15 protein-coding genes are annotated in these 15,246 nt (G+C 68.0%); 3 read left to right on the top strand and 12 right to left on the bottom strand.

All coding sequences use genetic code 11. The features are described 5' to 3' along the window. Nucleotides 1-24: 24 nt before the first annotated feature. A complete protein-coding gene (locus BMW54_RS10215) occupies nt 25-2,496 on the top strand; it encodes an acyl-CoA dehydrogenase (protein ID WP_090055116.1) in 2,472 nt (823 codons plus the stop codon). Nucleotides 2,497-3,546: 1,050 nt separating this feature from the next. Here BMW54_RS10215 and ptsP read toward each other — a convergent pair. From ptsP to BMW54_RS10155, 12 genes are all read right to left on the bottom strand, one after another. Beyond that, entirely contained in the window at nt 3,547-5,295 is a 1,749-nt protein-coding gene (gene ptsP / locus BMW54_RS10210; RefSeq protein ID WP_090055114.1) for a phosphoenolpyruvate--protein phosphotransferase, read from the bottom strand. A gap of 32 nt (nt 5,296-5,327) precedes the next feature. Further along, a complete protein-coding gene (locus tag BMW54_RS10205) occupies nt 5,328-5,597 on the bottom strand; it encodes an HPr family phosphocarrier protein (RefSeq protein WP_090055112.1) in 270 nt (89 codons plus the stop codon). Then, complete coding sequence (locus BMW54_RS10200; protein ID WP_090055111.1) at nt 5,590-5,982, bottom strand: PTS sugar transporter subunit IIA; 393 nt, start codon at nt 5,980-5,982, stop codon at nt 5,590-5,592. Before BMW54_RS10200 ends, BMW54_RS10205 begins: the two co-directional genes overlap by 8 nt. 38 nt (nt 5,983-6,020) lie before the next feature. Next, nucleotides 6,021-6,917: an RNase adapter RapZ gene (gene rapZ / locus BMW54_RS10195; protein WP_255364612.1), complete on the bottom strand. Its 897-nt coding sequence runs from the start codon at nt 6,915-6,917 to the stop codon at nt 6,021-6,023. 5 nt (nt 6,918-6,922) lie between these two features. Beyond that, nucleotides 6,923-7,873, bottom strand: a complete 951-nt coding sequence (hprK, locus tag BMW54_RS10190; RefSeq protein WP_090055109.1) for an HPr(Ser) kinase/phosphatase — start codon at nt 7,871-7,873, stop codon at nt 6,923-6,925. A 110-nt stretch (nt 7,874-7,983) separates the two neighbouring features. Then, the gene (gene raiA, locus BMW54_RS10185; protein ID WP_090055108.1) at nt 7,984-8,331 is read right to left on the bottom strand and encodes a ribosome hibernation-promoting factor, HPF/YfiA family; all 348 of its coding nucleotides are present in this window, start codon (nt 8,329-8,331) and stop codon (nt 7,984-7,986) included. 120 nt (nt 8,332-8,451) lie between these two features. Continuing rightward, complete coding sequence (locus BMW54_RS10180; RefSeq protein ID WP_090055105.1) at nt 8,452-9,936, bottom strand: RNA polymerase factor sigma-54; 1,485 nt, start codon at nt 9,934-9,936, stop codon at nt 8,452-8,454. Nucleotides 9,937-10,035: 99 nt separating this feature from the next. Continuing rightward, nucleotides 10,036-10,755 carry an LPS export ABC transporter ATP-binding protein gene (lptB, locus tag BMW54_RS10175; RefSeq protein ID WP_090055103.1) on the bottom strand — a complete coding sequence of 240 codons (720 nt, stop codon included), beginning with the start codon at nt 10,753-10,755 and terminating at the stop codon, nt 10,036-10,038. 3 nt (nt 10,756-10,758) lie between these two features. After that, a complete protein-coding gene (lptA, locus tag BMW54_RS10170; RefSeq protein WP_090055102.1) occupies nt 10,759-11,334 on the bottom strand; it encodes a lipopolysaccharide transport periplasmic protein LptA in 576 nt (191 codons plus the stop codon). Continuing rightward, on the bottom strand, nt 11,297-11,896 hold the full coding sequence (gene lptC, locus BMW54_RS10165) for an LPS export ABC transporter periplasmic protein LptC (protein ID WP_254779192.1): 600 nt from the start codon (nt 11,894-11,896) through the stop codon (nt 11,297-11,299). Before lptC ends, lptA begins: the two co-directional genes overlap by 38 nt. Beyond that, nucleotides 11,893-12,441, bottom strand: coding sequence for a KdsC family phosphatase (locus BMW54_RS10160; RefSeq protein ID WP_090055100.1), 549 nt, complete (start codon nt 12,439-12,441; stop codon nt 11,893-11,895). Before BMW54_RS10160 ends, lptC begins: the two co-directional genes overlap by 4 nt. Before the next feature lie 53 nt (nt 12,442-12,494). Then, entirely contained in the window at nt 12,495-13,502 is a 1,008-nt protein-coding gene (locus BMW54_RS10155) for a KpsF/GutQ family sugar-phosphate isomerase (RefSeq protein WP_090055099.1), read from the bottom strand. Between the two features lie 173 nt (nt 13,503-13,675). Between BMW54_RS10155 and BMW54_RS10150 the strand changes: the two genes are divergently transcribed. Together BMW54_RS10150 and murA are read left to right on the top strand one after the other, a co-directional pair. Next, on the top strand, nt 13,676-13,915 hold the full coding sequence (locus BMW54_RS10150; protein WP_090055097.1) for a BolA family protein: 240 nt from the start codon (nt 13,676-13,678) through the stop codon (nt 13,913-13,915). A 53-nt stretch (nt 13,916-13,968) separates the two neighbouring features. After that, nucleotides 13,969-15,228 carry a UDP-N-acetylglucosamine 1-carboxyvinyltransferase gene (murA, locus tag BMW54_RS10145; RefSeq protein ID WP_090055095.1) on the top strand — a complete coding sequence of 420 codons (1,260 nt, stop codon included), beginning with the start codon at nt 13,969-13,971 and terminating at the stop codon, nt 15,226-15,228. Nucleotides 15,229-15,246 lie beyond the last annotated feature (18 nt).

The following is a 15,246-nucleotide window of genomic DNA, read 5'->3' as shown; positions in this document are numbered from 1 at the left end:
GAACCACAGTAAGAGGTGATACCCATGTCTGCGATCCTGGTTGTACTGGCGGCGCTCATCGCCTCCGGTGCCTGCGCCTACCACCGCACGTCCCTGAAGACGTGGGCCATCGCGACGGCGGCGACGATCCTCGTCGTGGGCCTCCTCGCCGGCGCGCCGGTGACCACCGTCGTCCTGCTGATCCTTCTGGCGATCGTCGCGGTGCCGCTCCTGATGGTCGACTTCCGCCGGAAGAAGATCAGCGCCCCGCTGCTGTCGATGTTCGCCAAGGTGACGCCGAAGCTGTCGGACACCGAGCAGACGGCGCTCGAGGCCGGCACGGTCGGTTTCGAGGGCGAGCTGTTCTCGGGCAAGCCGAACTGGTCGGTGCTGCTGCGCCAGCCGAAGCCGGAGCTCTCGGTCGAAGAGCAGGCCTTCCTCGACGGCCCCGTCGAAGAGCTCTGCGGCATGATCGACGACTGGCAGATCACGCATGAACTGGCGGACCTGCCGCCCAACGTCTGGGAGTTCATCAAGAAGAACAAGTTCTTCGGCATGATCATCCCGAAGAGCTACGGCGGTCTCGGCTTCTCGGCGCTGGCGCATTCCGCCGTGCTGCAGAAGCTCTCGAGCATGTCGCAGACGCTTGCATCCACGGTCGCCGTGCCGAACTCGCTCGGACCGGGCGAACTGCTCATGCACTACGGCTCCGACGAGCAGAAGAACCACTACCTGCCGCGCCTCGCCGACGGTCGCGAGATCCCGTGCTTCGCGCTCACCGGCCCCTACGCCGGCTCGGACGCCACGTCGATTCCCGATTTCGGCATCGTCACCAAGGGCATGTGGAACGGCGAGGAAACCGTCGGTATCCGCCTGACGTTCGACAAGCGCTACATCACGCTCGCGCCGGTCGCGACGATCGTCGGTCTCGCGTTCCGCATGTACGACCCGGACAAGCTGCTGGGCGACAAGGAAGACCTCGGCATCACGCTCGCGCTGCTCCCGCGCGAAACGCCGGGGATGCAGATCGGCCGTCGTCACTTCCCGCTCAACACGCCGTTCCAGAACGGCCCGGTGCATGCGAAGGACATGTTCGTTCCGTTGTCCGTGCTGATCGGCGGTCCGCACATGGCCGGCCAGGGCTGGCGCATGCTGGTCGAGTGCCTCTCGGTCGGCCGCGCGATCTCGCTGCCGTCCAATGCCACCGGCGCGTCGCGCATGGCGGTCGCCGCCACCGGTGCCTATGCGCGCATGCGCAAGCAGTTCGGCCTGGCCATCGGCCGCTTCGAAGGCGTGGAGGAAGCGCTCGCCCGCATCGGCGGCCTGACGTACGCCACGCAGGCGCTGTCGCGCGCCACCGCCGCGGCGGTGGACCGCGGCGAGAAGCCGGCGGTGCCGTCGGCGATCGCCAAGTACCACGCCACGGAATGGTGCCGCCAGATCGCGTCCGACGCGATGGACGTCCACGGCGGCAAGGGCGTGATCCTCGGTCCCAAGAACTACATGGGCCGCGGCTGGCAGAGCGTGCCGATCGCCATCACGGTGGAAGGCGCGAACATCATGACCCGCAGCCTGATGATCTTCGGCCAGGGTGCGATCCGCTGCCATCCTTACGTGCTGAAGGAAATGCAGGCGCTGAACATCGCCGACTACCGCGAGCGCCTCAAGACGTTCGACAAGGCGCTGTTCGGCCACATCGGCTTCGGCTTCTCCAACGCGGTGCGCAGCTTCGTGCTGGGCCTCACCGCCGCGAAGATCGGCGATACCGCCGGTGACGCCTACACGCGTCGCTATTACCGCAAGCTCAATCGTTACTCGGCCGCGCTCGCGCTGTGCGCCGACGTCTCGATGGGCGTGCTCGGCGGCAAGCTGAAGTTCAAGGAAAAGCTGTCGGCCCGCCTCGGCGACACGCTGTCGTACCTGTACATCGCCAGCGCGATGCTCAAGCGCTACGAGGACACCGGTCGTCCGGAAGCGGATCGTCCGCTGCTCGCCTGGGCGTTCCACGAGTGCGTGTGGAAGATGCAGATGGCGCTGGATGGCGTGATCCGTAACTTCCCGGTACGCCCGGTCGCCTGGCTGCTGCGCGCCCTGGTGTTCCCGTTCGGCCGTCGCGAAGTGCCGCCGTCGGATCGCCTGGGCCGCCGCGTCGCCGCGCTGATCACCGCGCCCAGCGAAGCCCGCGACCGCCTGACGAGCTGGACGTACATGACGCCCACGGCGAACAACACCGTCGGCCGCATGAACGCGATCCTGCCCGACGTGATCGCCGCCGAGCCGGTCGAGCGCAAGTTCCTCAAGGCGTTCAAGGGCGGCCAGCTGACCTCGCACACCTACAACGAGCAGCTCGCGGAAGCCGAGAAGCTCGGTGCGATCACTGCCGCGGAACGCGACCTGCTCCAGCGCGTCCGCGACGGCGTCGCCGAGTTCATCTCGGTCGACGACTTCGACAGCGAGGAGCTGCGGGCGAACGTGGTGAGCAACGCGGAGAAGATGGCCGCGGTACGCGCCGCCTGATCGAGGCAGCAAAGTAACAGAGAGGGCCGCGAGCGATCGCGGCCCTTTTTTTTCGTGAGATCACCGTCACCCCGGCGCACGCCGGGGTCCACCGACTCGGTTTCCGGTAGGAACGTTGAGACTGCGCGGCAAAACCGACCGCCTCGCCGTGGATCCCGGTTTGCACCGGGATGACGCTGAGGGGGGCCGAAGCTTCGCGAAAAGTCCTCACCGTCGCCCCGGCGCACGCCGGGGCCCACCGCCTCGGTTTGCGGACCGAGCGTGGGCGCCGCATCGATGTGCGTGGCAGGGTGCGACTCCGCGTGTTGGAACCGTACCGCGAAAACCGATCGCATCGCCGTGGATCCCGGTTTGCACCGGGACGACGGTGAGGGGGGCCGATCGTGTCGCGAGTGTGCCCGCTGCCGCGGGATCGCCGATACGATCGGCTCCCACCCCTGCTTCGAAGCGTCGGCGCTGCATCGATATGCGCGGCACGGCGCGGTCACTCGCCCTGGAACCGTACCGCGAAAACCGATCGCCTCGCCGTGGATCCCGGTTTGCACCGGGATGACGGTGAGGGGGGCCGAAGCTTCGCGAAAAGTCCTCACCGTCGCCCCGGCGCACGCCGGGGCCCACCGCCTCGGTTTGCGGACCGAGCGTGGGCGCCGCATCGATGTGCGTGGCAGGGTGCGACTCCGCGTGTTGGAACCGTACCGCCTAAACCGATCGCCTCGCCGTGGATCCCGGTTTGCACCGGGATGACGGTGAGGGGGGCCGAAGCTTCGTGAAAAGCCCTCACCGTCGCCCCGGCGCACGCCGGGGCCCACCGCCTCGGTTTCCGGTGCGGGCGTGGGGGGCCGCATCGATGTGCGCGGCACGGTGCGACTACGTGTGTTGGAACCGTATCGCGAAAACCGATCGCCTCGCCGTGGATCCCGGTTTGCACCGGGATGACGGTGAGGGGTGCCGATCATGTCGCGAGGTTGCCCGCTGCCGCGGGATCGCCGATACCATCGGCTCCCACCCAACTTCGAGGCTCCTGCGAGGGCGAAGCCCTGCCCGACGCGGCTACGGGCAGTCCGTCTGCTCGGCGACCACCTCGAGCAACCGTGCCTCGACTTCATCGCGCGTATGCGCACGGAACAGCCTGGGCGCCGCGCGGCGCAGCGCCGTGCAGTCGAGCTTGGTGAGGCGGTCGCGGACCTGCAGGAGTTGTCCGGGGTGCATGCTGAATTCCTCCAGGCCCATGGCGAGGAGGAGGGCGGTGAACTGCGTGTCGCCGGCGATCTCGCCGCAAAGGCTGACCGCCTTCTTCGCGCGTCGGGCGCTCGCGATCACGTGGGCGATGAGGCGCAGGAACGCGGGCTGCAGCGGATCGTAGATGCCGTCGAGCGCATCGTTGTTGCGGTCGGCGGCGAGCACATACTGGGCGAGGTCGTTCGTGCCGATGGCGAGGAAGTCGGCCTTGCTCAGGATGGAGGTGACGCCGATCGCCGCGGCGGGCACCTCGATCATGGCGCCGATCTCCAGACGTTCGGGCAGTTCCTGGCCACGCTGCGTGAGGTCTTCGCGCGCCTTCTTGATCAGCGAGCGCACCTGGATGAGTTCGCCGACGTGCGTGATCATCGGAACGAGGATCCGCACGGGTCCGTAACAGGCGGCGCGCAGGATCGCGCGCAACTGCACGCTGAAGATGTCCGGGTAGCGCATCGAGAGGCGGACGCCACGCACACCGAGCGCGGGGTTGTCCTCGCCACGGATCGCGAGACCCGCGGCGTCGGCCTTGTCGGCGCCGAGGTCGAGCGTGCGGATGGTCACCGGCAGGCCGCCCATGCCGAGCACGACGTCGCGGTAGGCGGCGAACTGCTCGTCTTCCGAAGGCAAGCCGCGCTGACGGAGGAACAGGAACTCCGAGCGATACAGACCCACGCCATCGGCGCCGCGTGCGCGAGCCAGCGTGACGTCGCCCGCCAGTTCGGCGTTGGCGTAAAGGCGGATATGCGCGCCGTCGCGCGTGAGCGTCGGCGCGGTGGCCAGCGCGGCGAGGCGCCGGCCCTCGGCGGCCGCCTGGCGCTGCCACTGCCGGTAGCGCGCGAGGTCCTGCGCGGTCGGGTGGACGATGACCTCGCCGTGCTCGGCGTCGATGAGGACCAGGTCGTCGTCGTTGATCGTGGCGAGCGCATCGCGCGTGCCGACGAGCATCGGCAGGTTGAAGCTGCGCGCGAGGATCGCGCTGTGCGAGTAGATGCTGCCGGCGCTGGCGATGACGCCGAGCATGCCCTGGCCGGCCATGCCGGCCATGTCGGCGGGCGCGACGGTGTCGCTGACGATGATTTCCCCGACGCGAGCCGCGAGCTTGCGTTCCTCGCGGCTCGACTGCTGGTTGAGCGCCGACATGACGCGGCCGATGACCTGGTCGATGTCCTCGCCGCGGCTCTTCAGGTACGGGTCGTTCATGGCGTCGAACACGGCCGCGAGGCGATCGCGCTGCATCTTCAGCGCCGCGCTGGCGGTGTAGTGGCCGATGGAGACCAGTTCGTCGAGGCCGCGGAGCAGTTCCTCGTCGTCTAGCAGGAGGCTGTGCGCGTCGATGAAGTCGCCGACCTCGCGGGCGAGGGCGCCGTGCAGCTTGCCGCGCAGCTCGTGGAGTTCGGTGCGCGCCGTGTCGATCGCCTTGTGCAGGCGCTCGATCTCGGGACCGATCTCGTCGTCCTCGAGCATCCGCGTGTCGACCGCCAGGAGGCTAGGCTGGACCAGTCGCGCCCGCCCGAGGGCCATGCCCCGGGAAGCCGGCGTGCCGGTCAGCACGATTCTCATGGATGCCTCATGCCGTGCGGATGCGTCATGCGTCAGGCGCCTTCGTCGAACTTGCGGTCGAACAGATCGGCCACGGCCGCGATCGCGGCTTCTTCGTCCGCGCCCTCGGCGCGGATCGTGAGCGACGTGCCCATGCCAGCGGCGAGCATCATGACGCCCATGATGCTCTGGGCGTTCACCTCGCGGCCCTTGCTGAGGAGCCACACCGTGGATTTGAAACTCGCGACCAGCTGGACGAGCTTGGCCGACGCGCGCGCGTGCAGGCCGAGCCGGTTGGATACCGTGATTTCCCGTTCAAGCATGGTCGATGAATATCCCTCCGCGCCCGCCGCTGGCCGCGATCTCGGCCAGTTCGGACAGCGATTTTTCCGAGTAGTTGAGAACGCGCAGCAGCATCGGCAGGTTCAGCCCCGAGACGCAGCGCAGGTGCACGCCGAGCTCGCTGAGCGAGAGGCCGATGTTGCAGGGCGTGGCACCGTAGAGGTCGGCGAGCACCAGCACGCCCTCGCCGTGATCGAGCTCGCGGGCGTGTTTCGCGGTAAGCATGCGCATGACGTCGGGGTCGGCGCTGGGCGGCACCTCGACGGCGTCGACGTCCAGCGGCAGCTTCGGCATCACGTGGCGCGCGGCCGAAATCAGCGCCTTGCCGACGGCTTCGTGGGTCATGAGGAGAACACCGACGGTCATCGCCCGGATACTCGTTGTGGCTTGGGGATGATCATCGGTCACTCGAGCTCGCGATGGAAGGTCAGGACGTTGCCGCGCTGCGAGCGGTAGTGCTGGGCGAGCTTCTCCACCAGGTAGACCGACCGGTGCCGGCCTCCGGTGCAGCCGATCGAGACGGTGACGTAGCTGCGGTCCTCGCCTTCGAAGCGGGGCAGCCAGGTGTCCAGCCAGCGGGCGACATCGGCGTAGTACTCGCCCACCAGCGGGTTCGCGTCGAGGAACTCGCGCACCGGCAGATCCTTGCCCGAGAAGGGCCGGAGCCGCGGCTCCCAGTGCGGATTGGGCAGGCAGCGGGCGTCGAAGACGAAGTCGGCGTCGGAGGGCAGGCCGCGACGGTAGGCGAACGATTCGAACAGCAGCGTGGTGCCGTCCGACGCGGCCGCGTAGCCCGTGGCGAACAGGCGGCGCAGCTGGTGGACGTTGAGGTCGGAGGAGTCGATGACCTTCTCGGCGATCGAGACCAGCGGCCGCAGCAGCTTGCGTTCCTGGGCGATGGAGTCGGCCAGCGAGAGCTTCTCCGCCGCGAGCGGGTGCCGCCGGCGGGTTTCGGAGTAGCGCTTGATCAGGACGTCGTCGCGGCTGTCGAGGAAGATCAGGTGCACGTGCACGCCGGCCGACGACAGCTCGGACAGCACGTGCGGCATGCGCGAGAGGTCGACCCGGCGGTTGCGCACGTCGACGCCGACCGCGATGCGGCGGCGGGGGCCGTGCTCGCCCTGGCTCACCGCGGCGACGAGCTGCGGGATGAGTTCCGCCGGCATGTTGTCGACGCAGTAGAACTCGAGGTCTTCCAGTGCGCGCAGCGCCACGGTCTTGCCGCCGCCGGACATGCCGGTGAGCACGACGAGGTGGATGCCGTCGGGGTCGACGATGGGGCTGATGAGTTCGTCGGTCACTCGGGTCACCACGGGGAGAACCGGCGCATCTGGTGCGCCTGGCGGTCGATGAAGGTCTGGGCGGGATCGATGCCCTTGCTCTTCAGCACATGGTTGCGCACGGCGGCCTCGACGAGGACGGCGAGGTTGCGTCCGGGCGCGACCGGAATCGTGATCATCGGCACGTCGACATCGAGCACGTTACGGCGGCTGACGTCGCCGGTGAGGCGCGTCATGGCGTCGTTCTCCTCGCCTTCGCGCATGGGCTTCAGGTGGACGACGAGCCGAAGGTACTTGGAGGGCTTGACCGCGGTGTGACCGAACATCTCGCGGATGTTCAGCACGCCGAGGCCACGCACTTCGAGCAGGTCCTGCAGCAGTTCCGGGCACGCGCCGTCGATGACGTCAGGCGCGATCAGCGTGAACTCGGTGGCGTCGTCCGCGACGAGTCGATGGCCTCGGCTGATCAGTTCCAGCGCGAGCTCGCTCTTGCCGGACCCCGGATCGCCGGTGATCAGCACGCCGATGGAGAACACCTCGAGGAACACGCCGTGCAGCGTCGTGCGCGGCGCGAGCGTGCGGGCCAGGTGGTACTGCAGGTAGGTGAGCAGTTCATGCCCGCGCTTGGTGCTCTGCCACAGCGGCGTATCGGTTTCCTCGGCGACCTCGCGCAGGTCGGGGGGAATCGACTGGTCTTTCGTGACGATCAGCGCGGCCGGCTGGTAGGCGGCGATCTTGTGGATGGCTTCCCAGCGCTGCCGGGAGTCCAGGCCGTCGAGGTAGTTCAGCTCCTCGGTGCCGATGATCTGGACCTTGTTCGGGTAGATCACGTTGAGGTAGCCGACCAGGGAGGGTCGCCGGCTCTGCTTGGCGTTGGGTTCGAGCACGCGCGCTTCGCCGCGCATGCCCGCCGCCCAGCGCAGGGCCATGCGCTCGTGTACGCCGTCGAAGAGTTGTCTGGCGGTCAGCCGGTCCACGGAATGGGTCCCTAGAAGGAAAAAAGCCGGCACGCGGGGCGTGCCGGCTTGCGCCTATTGTGCCATCAAGGGGCGGTCCGGAGGGCGGCGGGCGCCGCCATGGGACCGCGTCAGGTGGCCGCGCGGGCCTCGCGGACCTCGGCGTTGTGGTGATCCTTCAGCTTTTCCTTGTGCTTCTTCAGCTGGTCGGCGAGCTTGGCGATCATGGCGTCGATCGCGTTGTAGAGGGTGTCGCCTTTCTTGTCGTCGTCGAGCCGGGCAAGGCCGTCGGCGTGAAGCCGCGTGCCGGCGCAATGGAGCGTGCCGCTCGCCTTGTGCTCGTTCTTGTCGACGGAAAGCACCACGTCGAGGGCCTTGATGTTGTCGAAAAGGCGTTCGAAGCGACCGATCTGCTGTTCCACGCGCTCACGCAGGGCGGGGGTGATCTGGATGTGCTGGCCGCTGATCTGGATTTGCATTGACGCCTCCTACTTGCTGAGGGTGCCGCCGTTCGGCGACGAGATCGGAACGACACGGTGCCGTTCCTCGAGCCTTGAAACGTTGGGACCGTTCTCCTGTGCCGAGGTTCCCGGTCACCGTCAATGGGCGCGGACACGTTCGCTGGAACTGGGTATACGCATCGCTTCCCGGTACTTGGCTACCGTACGTCGGGCGACCTGAATGCCGCGTCGATGGAGTTCCTCCGCGAGCGCCTGGTCCGAAAGGGGTCGGCGCGCGTCTTCCGCCGTGATCAGTTTGCGCAGCATGGCCTGGATGGCGGTGGCGGACGCGCTGCCGCCGTCTTCCGTCGCCACGCCGCTGGAAAAGAAATGCTTGAGTTCGAACGTGCCGCGCGGCGTATGCATGTACTTGCGCGTGGTCACGCGGGATATGGTCGATTCGTGCATCCCGACTTCCTCGGCCACTTCGCGCAGCACCAGCGGATGCATCGCTTCGGGGCCGTAGTCGAGGAAGGCGCTCTGCCGGCGCACGATCACGTCGGCCACCTTCTGCAGCGTCTCGGCGCGCGACTGCAGGCTCTTCAGCAGCCAGCGGGCTTCCTGAAGCTGGCCCTTCATCCACGTGGCGTCGTCGCCGCGCGCGCGGGCGATGAGGTTGCAGTAGTGCTGGTTGAGGCCGAGCCGCGGCTGGGCGTCGGGATTCAGGCTGACCTGCCAGCGGCCGTTCTCGCGGCGCGCGTAGACGTCGGGCGCGACGTACTCGACGGGCGTGGCGTCGAGCGCCGCGCCGGGCCTGGGATCGAGGCTGCGGATGAGGTTCGCCGCCGCGGCGACGTCGGCCTCGGGCGCCTTGAGCTTGCGGGCGATCTTCGTGCGGTCGTTGCGCGCGAGCAGTTCCAGTTCTTCGTTGACGATGCGGATCGCGAGCTCGCGATGCGGCGTGTCGAGGGAGAACTGCGAAAGCTGGCAGTCGAGGCAGTCGCGCAGGTCGAGGCTGGCGATGCCCGTGGGATCGAAACGTTGCACGCGCTGGCGCACGGTTTCGATCTCGGCGGCACGTGCGCCGAGCTCCGCGGGCAGGGCGGCTTCCACCGCTTCCACGCCGTCGCGCAGGTAGCCGTCTTCGTCGAGCGCATGGATGATCGCGGTCGCGATGGCGTGGTCGCGTGGCGAGAACTGCGAGAGGTTGAGCTGCCACTCCAGGTGTTGCTGCAGGCTCTCCGGGGCGGCGTTCTGCGGTTCGAAGCCGTCTTCGTCGAGACCGCCGGCGCGCGACGGGGCGCCGGCATAGTCACCGGCCTCGCCGTGGAAACGGTCGTCGTCCCAGTCCGGCGCGAGCTCTTCGGAAGGCGCCGCGGTGGATTCGTCGTCGTCCTTGGAGGCCTTCTTCGGGACCTCGTCGCGGGGCGGCGTGTAATCGGCGGCCTCGAAGCCCTCGTCGTCGGCCGCGTCCGCCTCGGATTCGGCATCTTCGGCGAACTCCAGCAACGGGTTGCTTTCCGCGATCTGGCGGAGTTCGGCCTCGAGCTCCAGCTGCGACAGCTGGAGCAGGCGGATGGCCTGCTGCAGCTGAGGTGTCAGCGTGAGCTGCTGGTTGAGGCGAAACTGAAGTCCGGGTTTCATGCCTGCGACGCGTGGGGTTCCCGATCCATCCTAACCCCTGTTGGCCCCCGCAAACCAGCGCCTCGGCGAGCTATTCCCAAGGTGGGGTAGGGCGGGGCGTCAGATCCGGAACTCACGTCCCAGATACACTTCCCGGACCTTTTCGTCCGCGAGGATGTGCTGGGGCGTACCGCGGGAGAGCACTTCGCCGTCGTTGAGGATGTACGCGCGGTCGCAGATGCCGAGTGTTTCGCGGACGTTATGGTCCGTGATGAGCACGCCGATGCCGCGCTCCTTGAGATGGCGCACGATGCGCTGGATCTCGCCCACCGAGATCGGGTCGACGCCCGCGAAGGGTTCGTCGAGCAGCATGTAGCGCGGGCGGGCGGCCAGCGCGCGGGCGATTTCGACGCGACGCCGCTCGCCGCCGGAGAGACTGATGCCCTTCTGCTCGGCGATATGCGAGATCTTCAGTTCGTCGAGCAGGCTTTCCAGCTCGTCTTCCCGCTGCTTCTGCGTCATGCCGTCGCGCAGCTCGAGCACGGCCAGGATGTTGTCGGCGACGCTGAGTCGACGGAACACCGAGGCCTCCTGCGGCAGGTAGCCGATGCCGAGCTTCGCGCGGGCGTGCATGGGCAGGCCGGTGATGTCCTGCTGGTCGAGCTTGATCTGGCCGGCGTCGGCCTGGATCAGGCCCACCACCATGTAGAAGCAGGTCGTCTTGCCGGCGCCGTTCGGGCCGAGCAGGCCGACCACCTCGCCTTCGCGGATGGAGAAGGCGAAATCGCGGACTACCTGGCGTGCGCGGAAGCGCTTCTGCAGGCCTTGGGCTGAAAGCATGGGTCAGGGCTTCTTCGTGTCGGACGCCGCGGGCTTCGCGGGTGCGGCCGCGGGCGTGGTGTTCTTGGGCTGGAAGGTCATGTGCACGGGGGCGCCGCTATTGCTTTCGCCCGTCATCGTGCTGTCCTTCGTGTTGTACGTGAGCTTGTCGCCATCGGCGGTGCCCTTGACCGGCTGGTCGATGTGCGCGTTGCCGGTAAGCACCGCGTAGTCCTCTTCGACCTTGTAATCGACGTTGTTGGCGCGGCCGTGCATCCAGTTGCCGTCGTCGTCCTGCTGCTGCATGGTCGCGGGGCCGCCGTCGACGATGACGCGCTTCACGGAGTTGTCGTCGTTGAGGTACACGGTGGCCTTGGCGCCCGTCACCTTGAGCGTGCCCTGCGTGATGATCACGTTGCCCGTGTAGATGACGATGCCCTGCGGCTGCTGCTTGCCGTCGAAGGACTTGGCGTTGATGTCGACCACGGCGTTGCGGTCGGACTGCTTCGCCGCGACGGGCAGGGCGGCCAGCATCCCGGCGCCCAGCACGACGAGAAGGGCCTTAGCGCTTGCGCGGCTGATACGTGCTGTGGACTGCATCGAGGAGCTCCAGGTGCTTGCTGTCGAGATTGGCGCGCATGCCAACGCCATCCATTGTAGAGGTTCCCTGAACGATACGGGCCGCCTCGGCCGTCTCCAGGCGATTCTCCTTCGGCCAGGCGCTGACCTCGGAGGTGTCGATGCTGGCGGGGGGCGTCGTGCCGAAGGCGACGCGGTCCATGTGCACCTTGCCCTGCAGCTTGAGCATGCTGCCGTCCTTGTTGACCCAGCCGTACTGCGAGTGGCCGGTCCAGGGCGGTGCGTTGGTCTCGTTGGTCGAGGGCAGCACGAAATCCGGCGCGTTGATGTACAGCGACTCGTCGCCTTCGCGGCGCTCGAGATGCGGGGCGGTCAGCGTGAAGGCCGCCTTGCCCTCCTCGTTGAACGAGTCGAGGTTGAAGTTGGTGAGCACGTAGCCCGATCGCGGCGGCCCCACGAAATCCTGCACCTTCTTCTCGGGCGCCGTGGCGTAGTAGAGGAGCACGCTCGCGCCCAGCGCCACGGCGAGCATGCCCGCCACGCCCGTCGCGCTGCGGTCGCGGAAGAAATTCAGCACGCTCACAGCCAGCGGTCCCGCTCGGCTTCCGCCTTGCCCTGCGCCGCGAGGATCAGGTCGGATACCTCGCGCGCCGCGCCGTAGCCGCCCGTCAGCCGCGTGCGCCAGTGGGCGCGTTCGGCCACCCAGGGATGGGCGTTGGCGGTGGCCACGGCCAGGCCGGCGATGCCCATGGCGGGCAGGTCGGGGAGGTCGTCGCCCACGAACGCGGCCTGCTCGGGCGCGAGCTGCAGGGCGTCCAGCAGGCCGGTCAGGCAGGCGCGCTTGTCTTTCTGGCCCTGGTAGACGTGGGCGATGCCGAGTTCCTCGGCGCGCAGGGAGACGGGGTGGCTGATGCGTGCCGTGATGATCGCGACCTTCACGCCGTTGCGCTCCAGCGCCTTCAGGCCAAGGCCGTCGTGGACGTGGAAGACCTTGGTCTCGCGGCCGTCTTCGCCGTACCAGAGGCGCCCGTCGGTCAGCGTGCCGTCGACGTCGAAGACGACCACGCGCACGCGCGCCGCGCGCTCGGCGACGTCGGCGGGAATCTCGGTGTAGTGGGTGTAGGCCATGGTTCGCTATGTGGGGACGAGGAGGCGCGTGGGGAACGCCTGGATGCCCGTCGTCAGACGACGCGGGCCCGGAGCAGGTCGTGGATGTTCAGGGCGCCGACGGCGCGGCCCTCCGCATCGACGACCAGCAGCGCGTTGATCTGGTGCTTCTCCATCAGCTGCGCGGCCTCGACGGCCAGCTTGTCCGAGCCGATGGTCTTCGGGCCGCGGGTCATCAGCTGGGCCACCGAGGCGCTGCGCAGGTCGACGCCATCGTCGTCGAGCGCGCGGCGAAGGTCGCCGTCGGTGAACACGCCAAGGAGGCGGTCGTCCTCGTCCACCACGGCGGTCATGCCCAGGCGCTTGCGCGACATCTCGACCAGGGCCTCGCTCAGCGTGGCGCCGAGGCGCACGCGGGGAACGTCGTCCCCCGAATGCATGACGTCGGAAATGTGCAGCAGGAGGCGGCGGCCCAGGCTGCCGGCCGGATGCGAGCGCGCGAAGTCGTCGGAGGTGAAACCGCGCGCTTCCAGCAGCGCCACCGCCAGGGCGTCGCCCATCACCAGGGCGGCCGTCGTGCTCGCGGTGGGTGCGAGACCGTGCGGGCAGGCCTCGGAGGCCACGTTGGCGTCGAGGTTGAGATCGGCCTGCGTGGCCAGCGACGACTTCGGATTGCCCGTGATCGAGATCAGGGCGATGCCCTGGCGCTTGATCGCCGGCAGGATGTAAAGGAGTTCGTCCGTCTCGCCGGAATAGGAGATTCCGAGCAGGAGGTCGTCCGGCTGGATCATGCCGAGGTCGCCGTGGCTGGCTTCCCCCGGATGGACGAAGAACGACGGCGTGCCCGTCGACGCCAGCGTGGCGGCGATCTTCCGCGCGATGTGGCCCGACTTGCCCATGCCGGACACCACCACGCGGCCCTTGCAGGCCAGGATCATCTGGCAGGCCTGGACGAAGGCGGCGTCGACCCGCGCTTCGAGTGCCCGGATGGCCGCGGCCTCCGTCTTGATGACGGTGCGCGCGCTGCGGATGACGGTATCGGCATTCACGAGGCTGGCGGGCGGGGCTGTGCGTGCGTTCATGCGAGCTCGGTTCCGGGCGGGGGCTGTCCCTGGTCACCCGGGATGTCCATTTCTGCGACACCGGATTTCCATTACCATTACATATTCTCATTTTATCGTCGCTGGCATCGACGGGTGATTCAGGGACCGTTTCGGAACCCCGCCCCCGCCGCGACCCCCTTACCGGAGACTCCATGGACGCTGCGCGCATCCAGGCATTGATCGAAGCCGGCCTTCCCGGCGCGCAGGCGGACGTTCGCGGCGACGACGGCGTCCACTTCGAAGCGGAAGTGATCTCGGAACAGTTCGCCGGCAAGCTGCCGCTCGCCCGCCACCGCCTCGTCTACGCGACGCTCGGCGACCTCATGGGCGGCGCCATCCACGCCCTTGGCCTCAAGACCCTCACTCCCGAAGAAGCCGCCGGTCGCCGCTGAACACGCGCGCCGGGGACTCCTCGCTCCGTCATTCCTTCCAAGGCACCCCTTCCATGGCCAAGATCCTTATCAGCGGCGGCCAGCCGCTCCACGGTGAGGTGAGCATTTCCGGCGCCAAGAACGCCGTGCTCCCGATCCTCGCGTCCTGCCTGCTCGCCGACGAACCGGTCAGCATCGGCAACGTGCCGCACCTGCACGACGTCACCACCTTCATCGAACTCCTCGGTCGCATGGGCGTCCGCGTCGTCCTCGACGACCGCATGAAGATGCACATCGACCCGCGCCCGGAGAATTCCTGCGTCGCGCCGTACGACCTGGTGCGCACCATGCGCGCCTCGATCCTCGTGCTCGGCCCGCTGGTCGCGCGCCACGGCAAGGCCGAAGTGTCGCTGCCCGGCGGCTGCGCCATCGGCTCGCGTCCCGTCGATCAGCACATCCGCGGCCTGCAGGCGCTCGGCGCCGAGATCACCGTGGAGAACGGCTTCATCAAGGCGCGCTCCGGCCGGCTGAAGGGTGCGCGGATCGTGATGGACATGGTCACCGTCACCGGTACCGAGAACATCCTGATGGCCGCCACGCTGGCGGAAGGCACCACGATCATCGAGAACGCCGCGCAGGAGCCCGAGGTCGTCGACCTCGCGCATTGCCTGATCGCGATGGGCGCGAAGATCGACGGCATCGGCACGTCCACGCTGATCGTCGAGGGCGTCGAGCGCCTGCACGGCGCGCATTACGAAGTGCTGCCCGACCGCATCGAGACCGGCACGTTCCTCGTCGGCGCCGCGATGACGGGCGGCAAGGTCCGCGCCCGCGGCGCCCGCGCGAACACCATGGACGCCGTGCTGCAGAAGCTCGAGGAATCCGGCGCGCACATCAGCACCGGTCCGGACTGGATCGAGCTGGACATGCAGGGTCGCCGTCCGAAGGCGGTGAATCTCGTCACCGCGCCGTACCCGGCGTTCCCGACCGACATGCAGGCGCAGTTCACGGCGCTCAACTGCGTCGCCGAAGGCGTCGGCGTGATCACCGAGACGGTCTTCGAGAACCGCTTCATGCACGCGCTGGAACTGCAGCGCCTGGGTGCCGACATCCGCCTCGAGGGCAATACCGCCATCATCACCGGCGTGCCGAAGATGAGCGGCGCACCGATCATGGCGACCGACCTGCGCGCGTCCGCGTGCCTGGTGCTCGCGGGCCTCGTCGCCGAAGGCGATACCACCGTCGATCGCGTGTACCACATCGATCGCGGCTACGAGAACATCGAGGAAAAACTCGGCGTCCTCGGCGCGATCATCCGGCGCCTGCCGAGCTGAGACGAAAAAAAGCCCGCT

The organism is Luteibacter sp. 329MFSha (genome assembly GCF_900111665.1).
Classification (GTDB): Bacteria; Pseudomonadota; Gammaproteobacteria; order Xanthomonadales; family Rhodanobacteraceae; genus Luteibacter.
Note: the sequence above shows the minus strand (reverse complement) of the source record. Positions and strands in the feature narration are given on the sequence as shown.

Excerpts from the sequence above, each read along its gene's own strand:
- BMW54_RS10215 (WP_090055116.1), top strand. The coding sequence starts at position 25 with ATGTCTGCGATCCTGGTTGTACTGGCGGCGCTCATCGCCTCCGGTGCC.
- ptsP (WP_090055114.1), bottom strand. The coding sequence starts at position 5,295 with ATGAGAATCGTGCTGACCGGCACGCCGGCTTCCCGGGGCATGGCCCTC.
- BMW54_RS10205 (WP_090055112.1), bottom strand. The coding sequence starts at position 5,597 with ATGCTTGAACGGGAAATCACGGTATCCAACCGGCTCGGCCTGCACGCG.
- BMW54_RS10200 (WP_090055111.1), bottom strand. The coding sequence starts at position 5,982 with ATGACCGTCGGTGTTCTCCTCATGACCCACGAAGCCGTCGGCAAGGCG.
- raiA (WP_090055108.1), bottom strand. The coding sequence starts at position 8,331 with ATGCAAATCCAGATCAGCGGCCAGCACATCCAGATCACCCCCGCCCTG.
- BMW54_RS10180 (WP_090055105.1), bottom strand. The coding sequence starts at position 9,936 with ATGAAACCCGGACTTCAGTTTCGCCTCAACCAGCAGCTCACGCTGACA.
- lptB (WP_090055103.1), bottom strand. The coding sequence starts at position 10,755 with ATGCTTTCAGCCCAAGGCCTGCAGAAGCGCTTCCGCGCACGCCAGGTA.
- lptA (WP_090055102.1), bottom strand. The coding sequence starts at position 11,334 with ATGCAGTCCACAGCACGTATCAGCCGCGCAAGCGCTAAGGCCCTTCTC.
- BMW54_RS10160 (WP_090055100.1), bottom strand. The coding sequence starts at position 12,441 with ATGGCCTACACCCACTACACCGAGATTCCCGCCGACGTCGCCGAGCGC.
- BMW54_RS10155 (WP_090055099.1), bottom strand. The coding sequence starts at position 13,502 with ATGAACGCACGCACAGCCCCGCCCGCCAGCCTCGTGAATGCCGATACC.
- BMW54_RS10150 (WP_090055097.1), top strand. The coding sequence starts at position 13,676 with ATGGACGCTGCGCGCATCCAGGCATTGATCGAAGCCGGCCTTCCCGGC.
- murA (WP_090055095.1), top strand. The coding sequence starts at position 13,969 with ATGGCCAAGATCCTTATCAGCGGCGGCCAGCCGCTCCACGGTGAGGTG.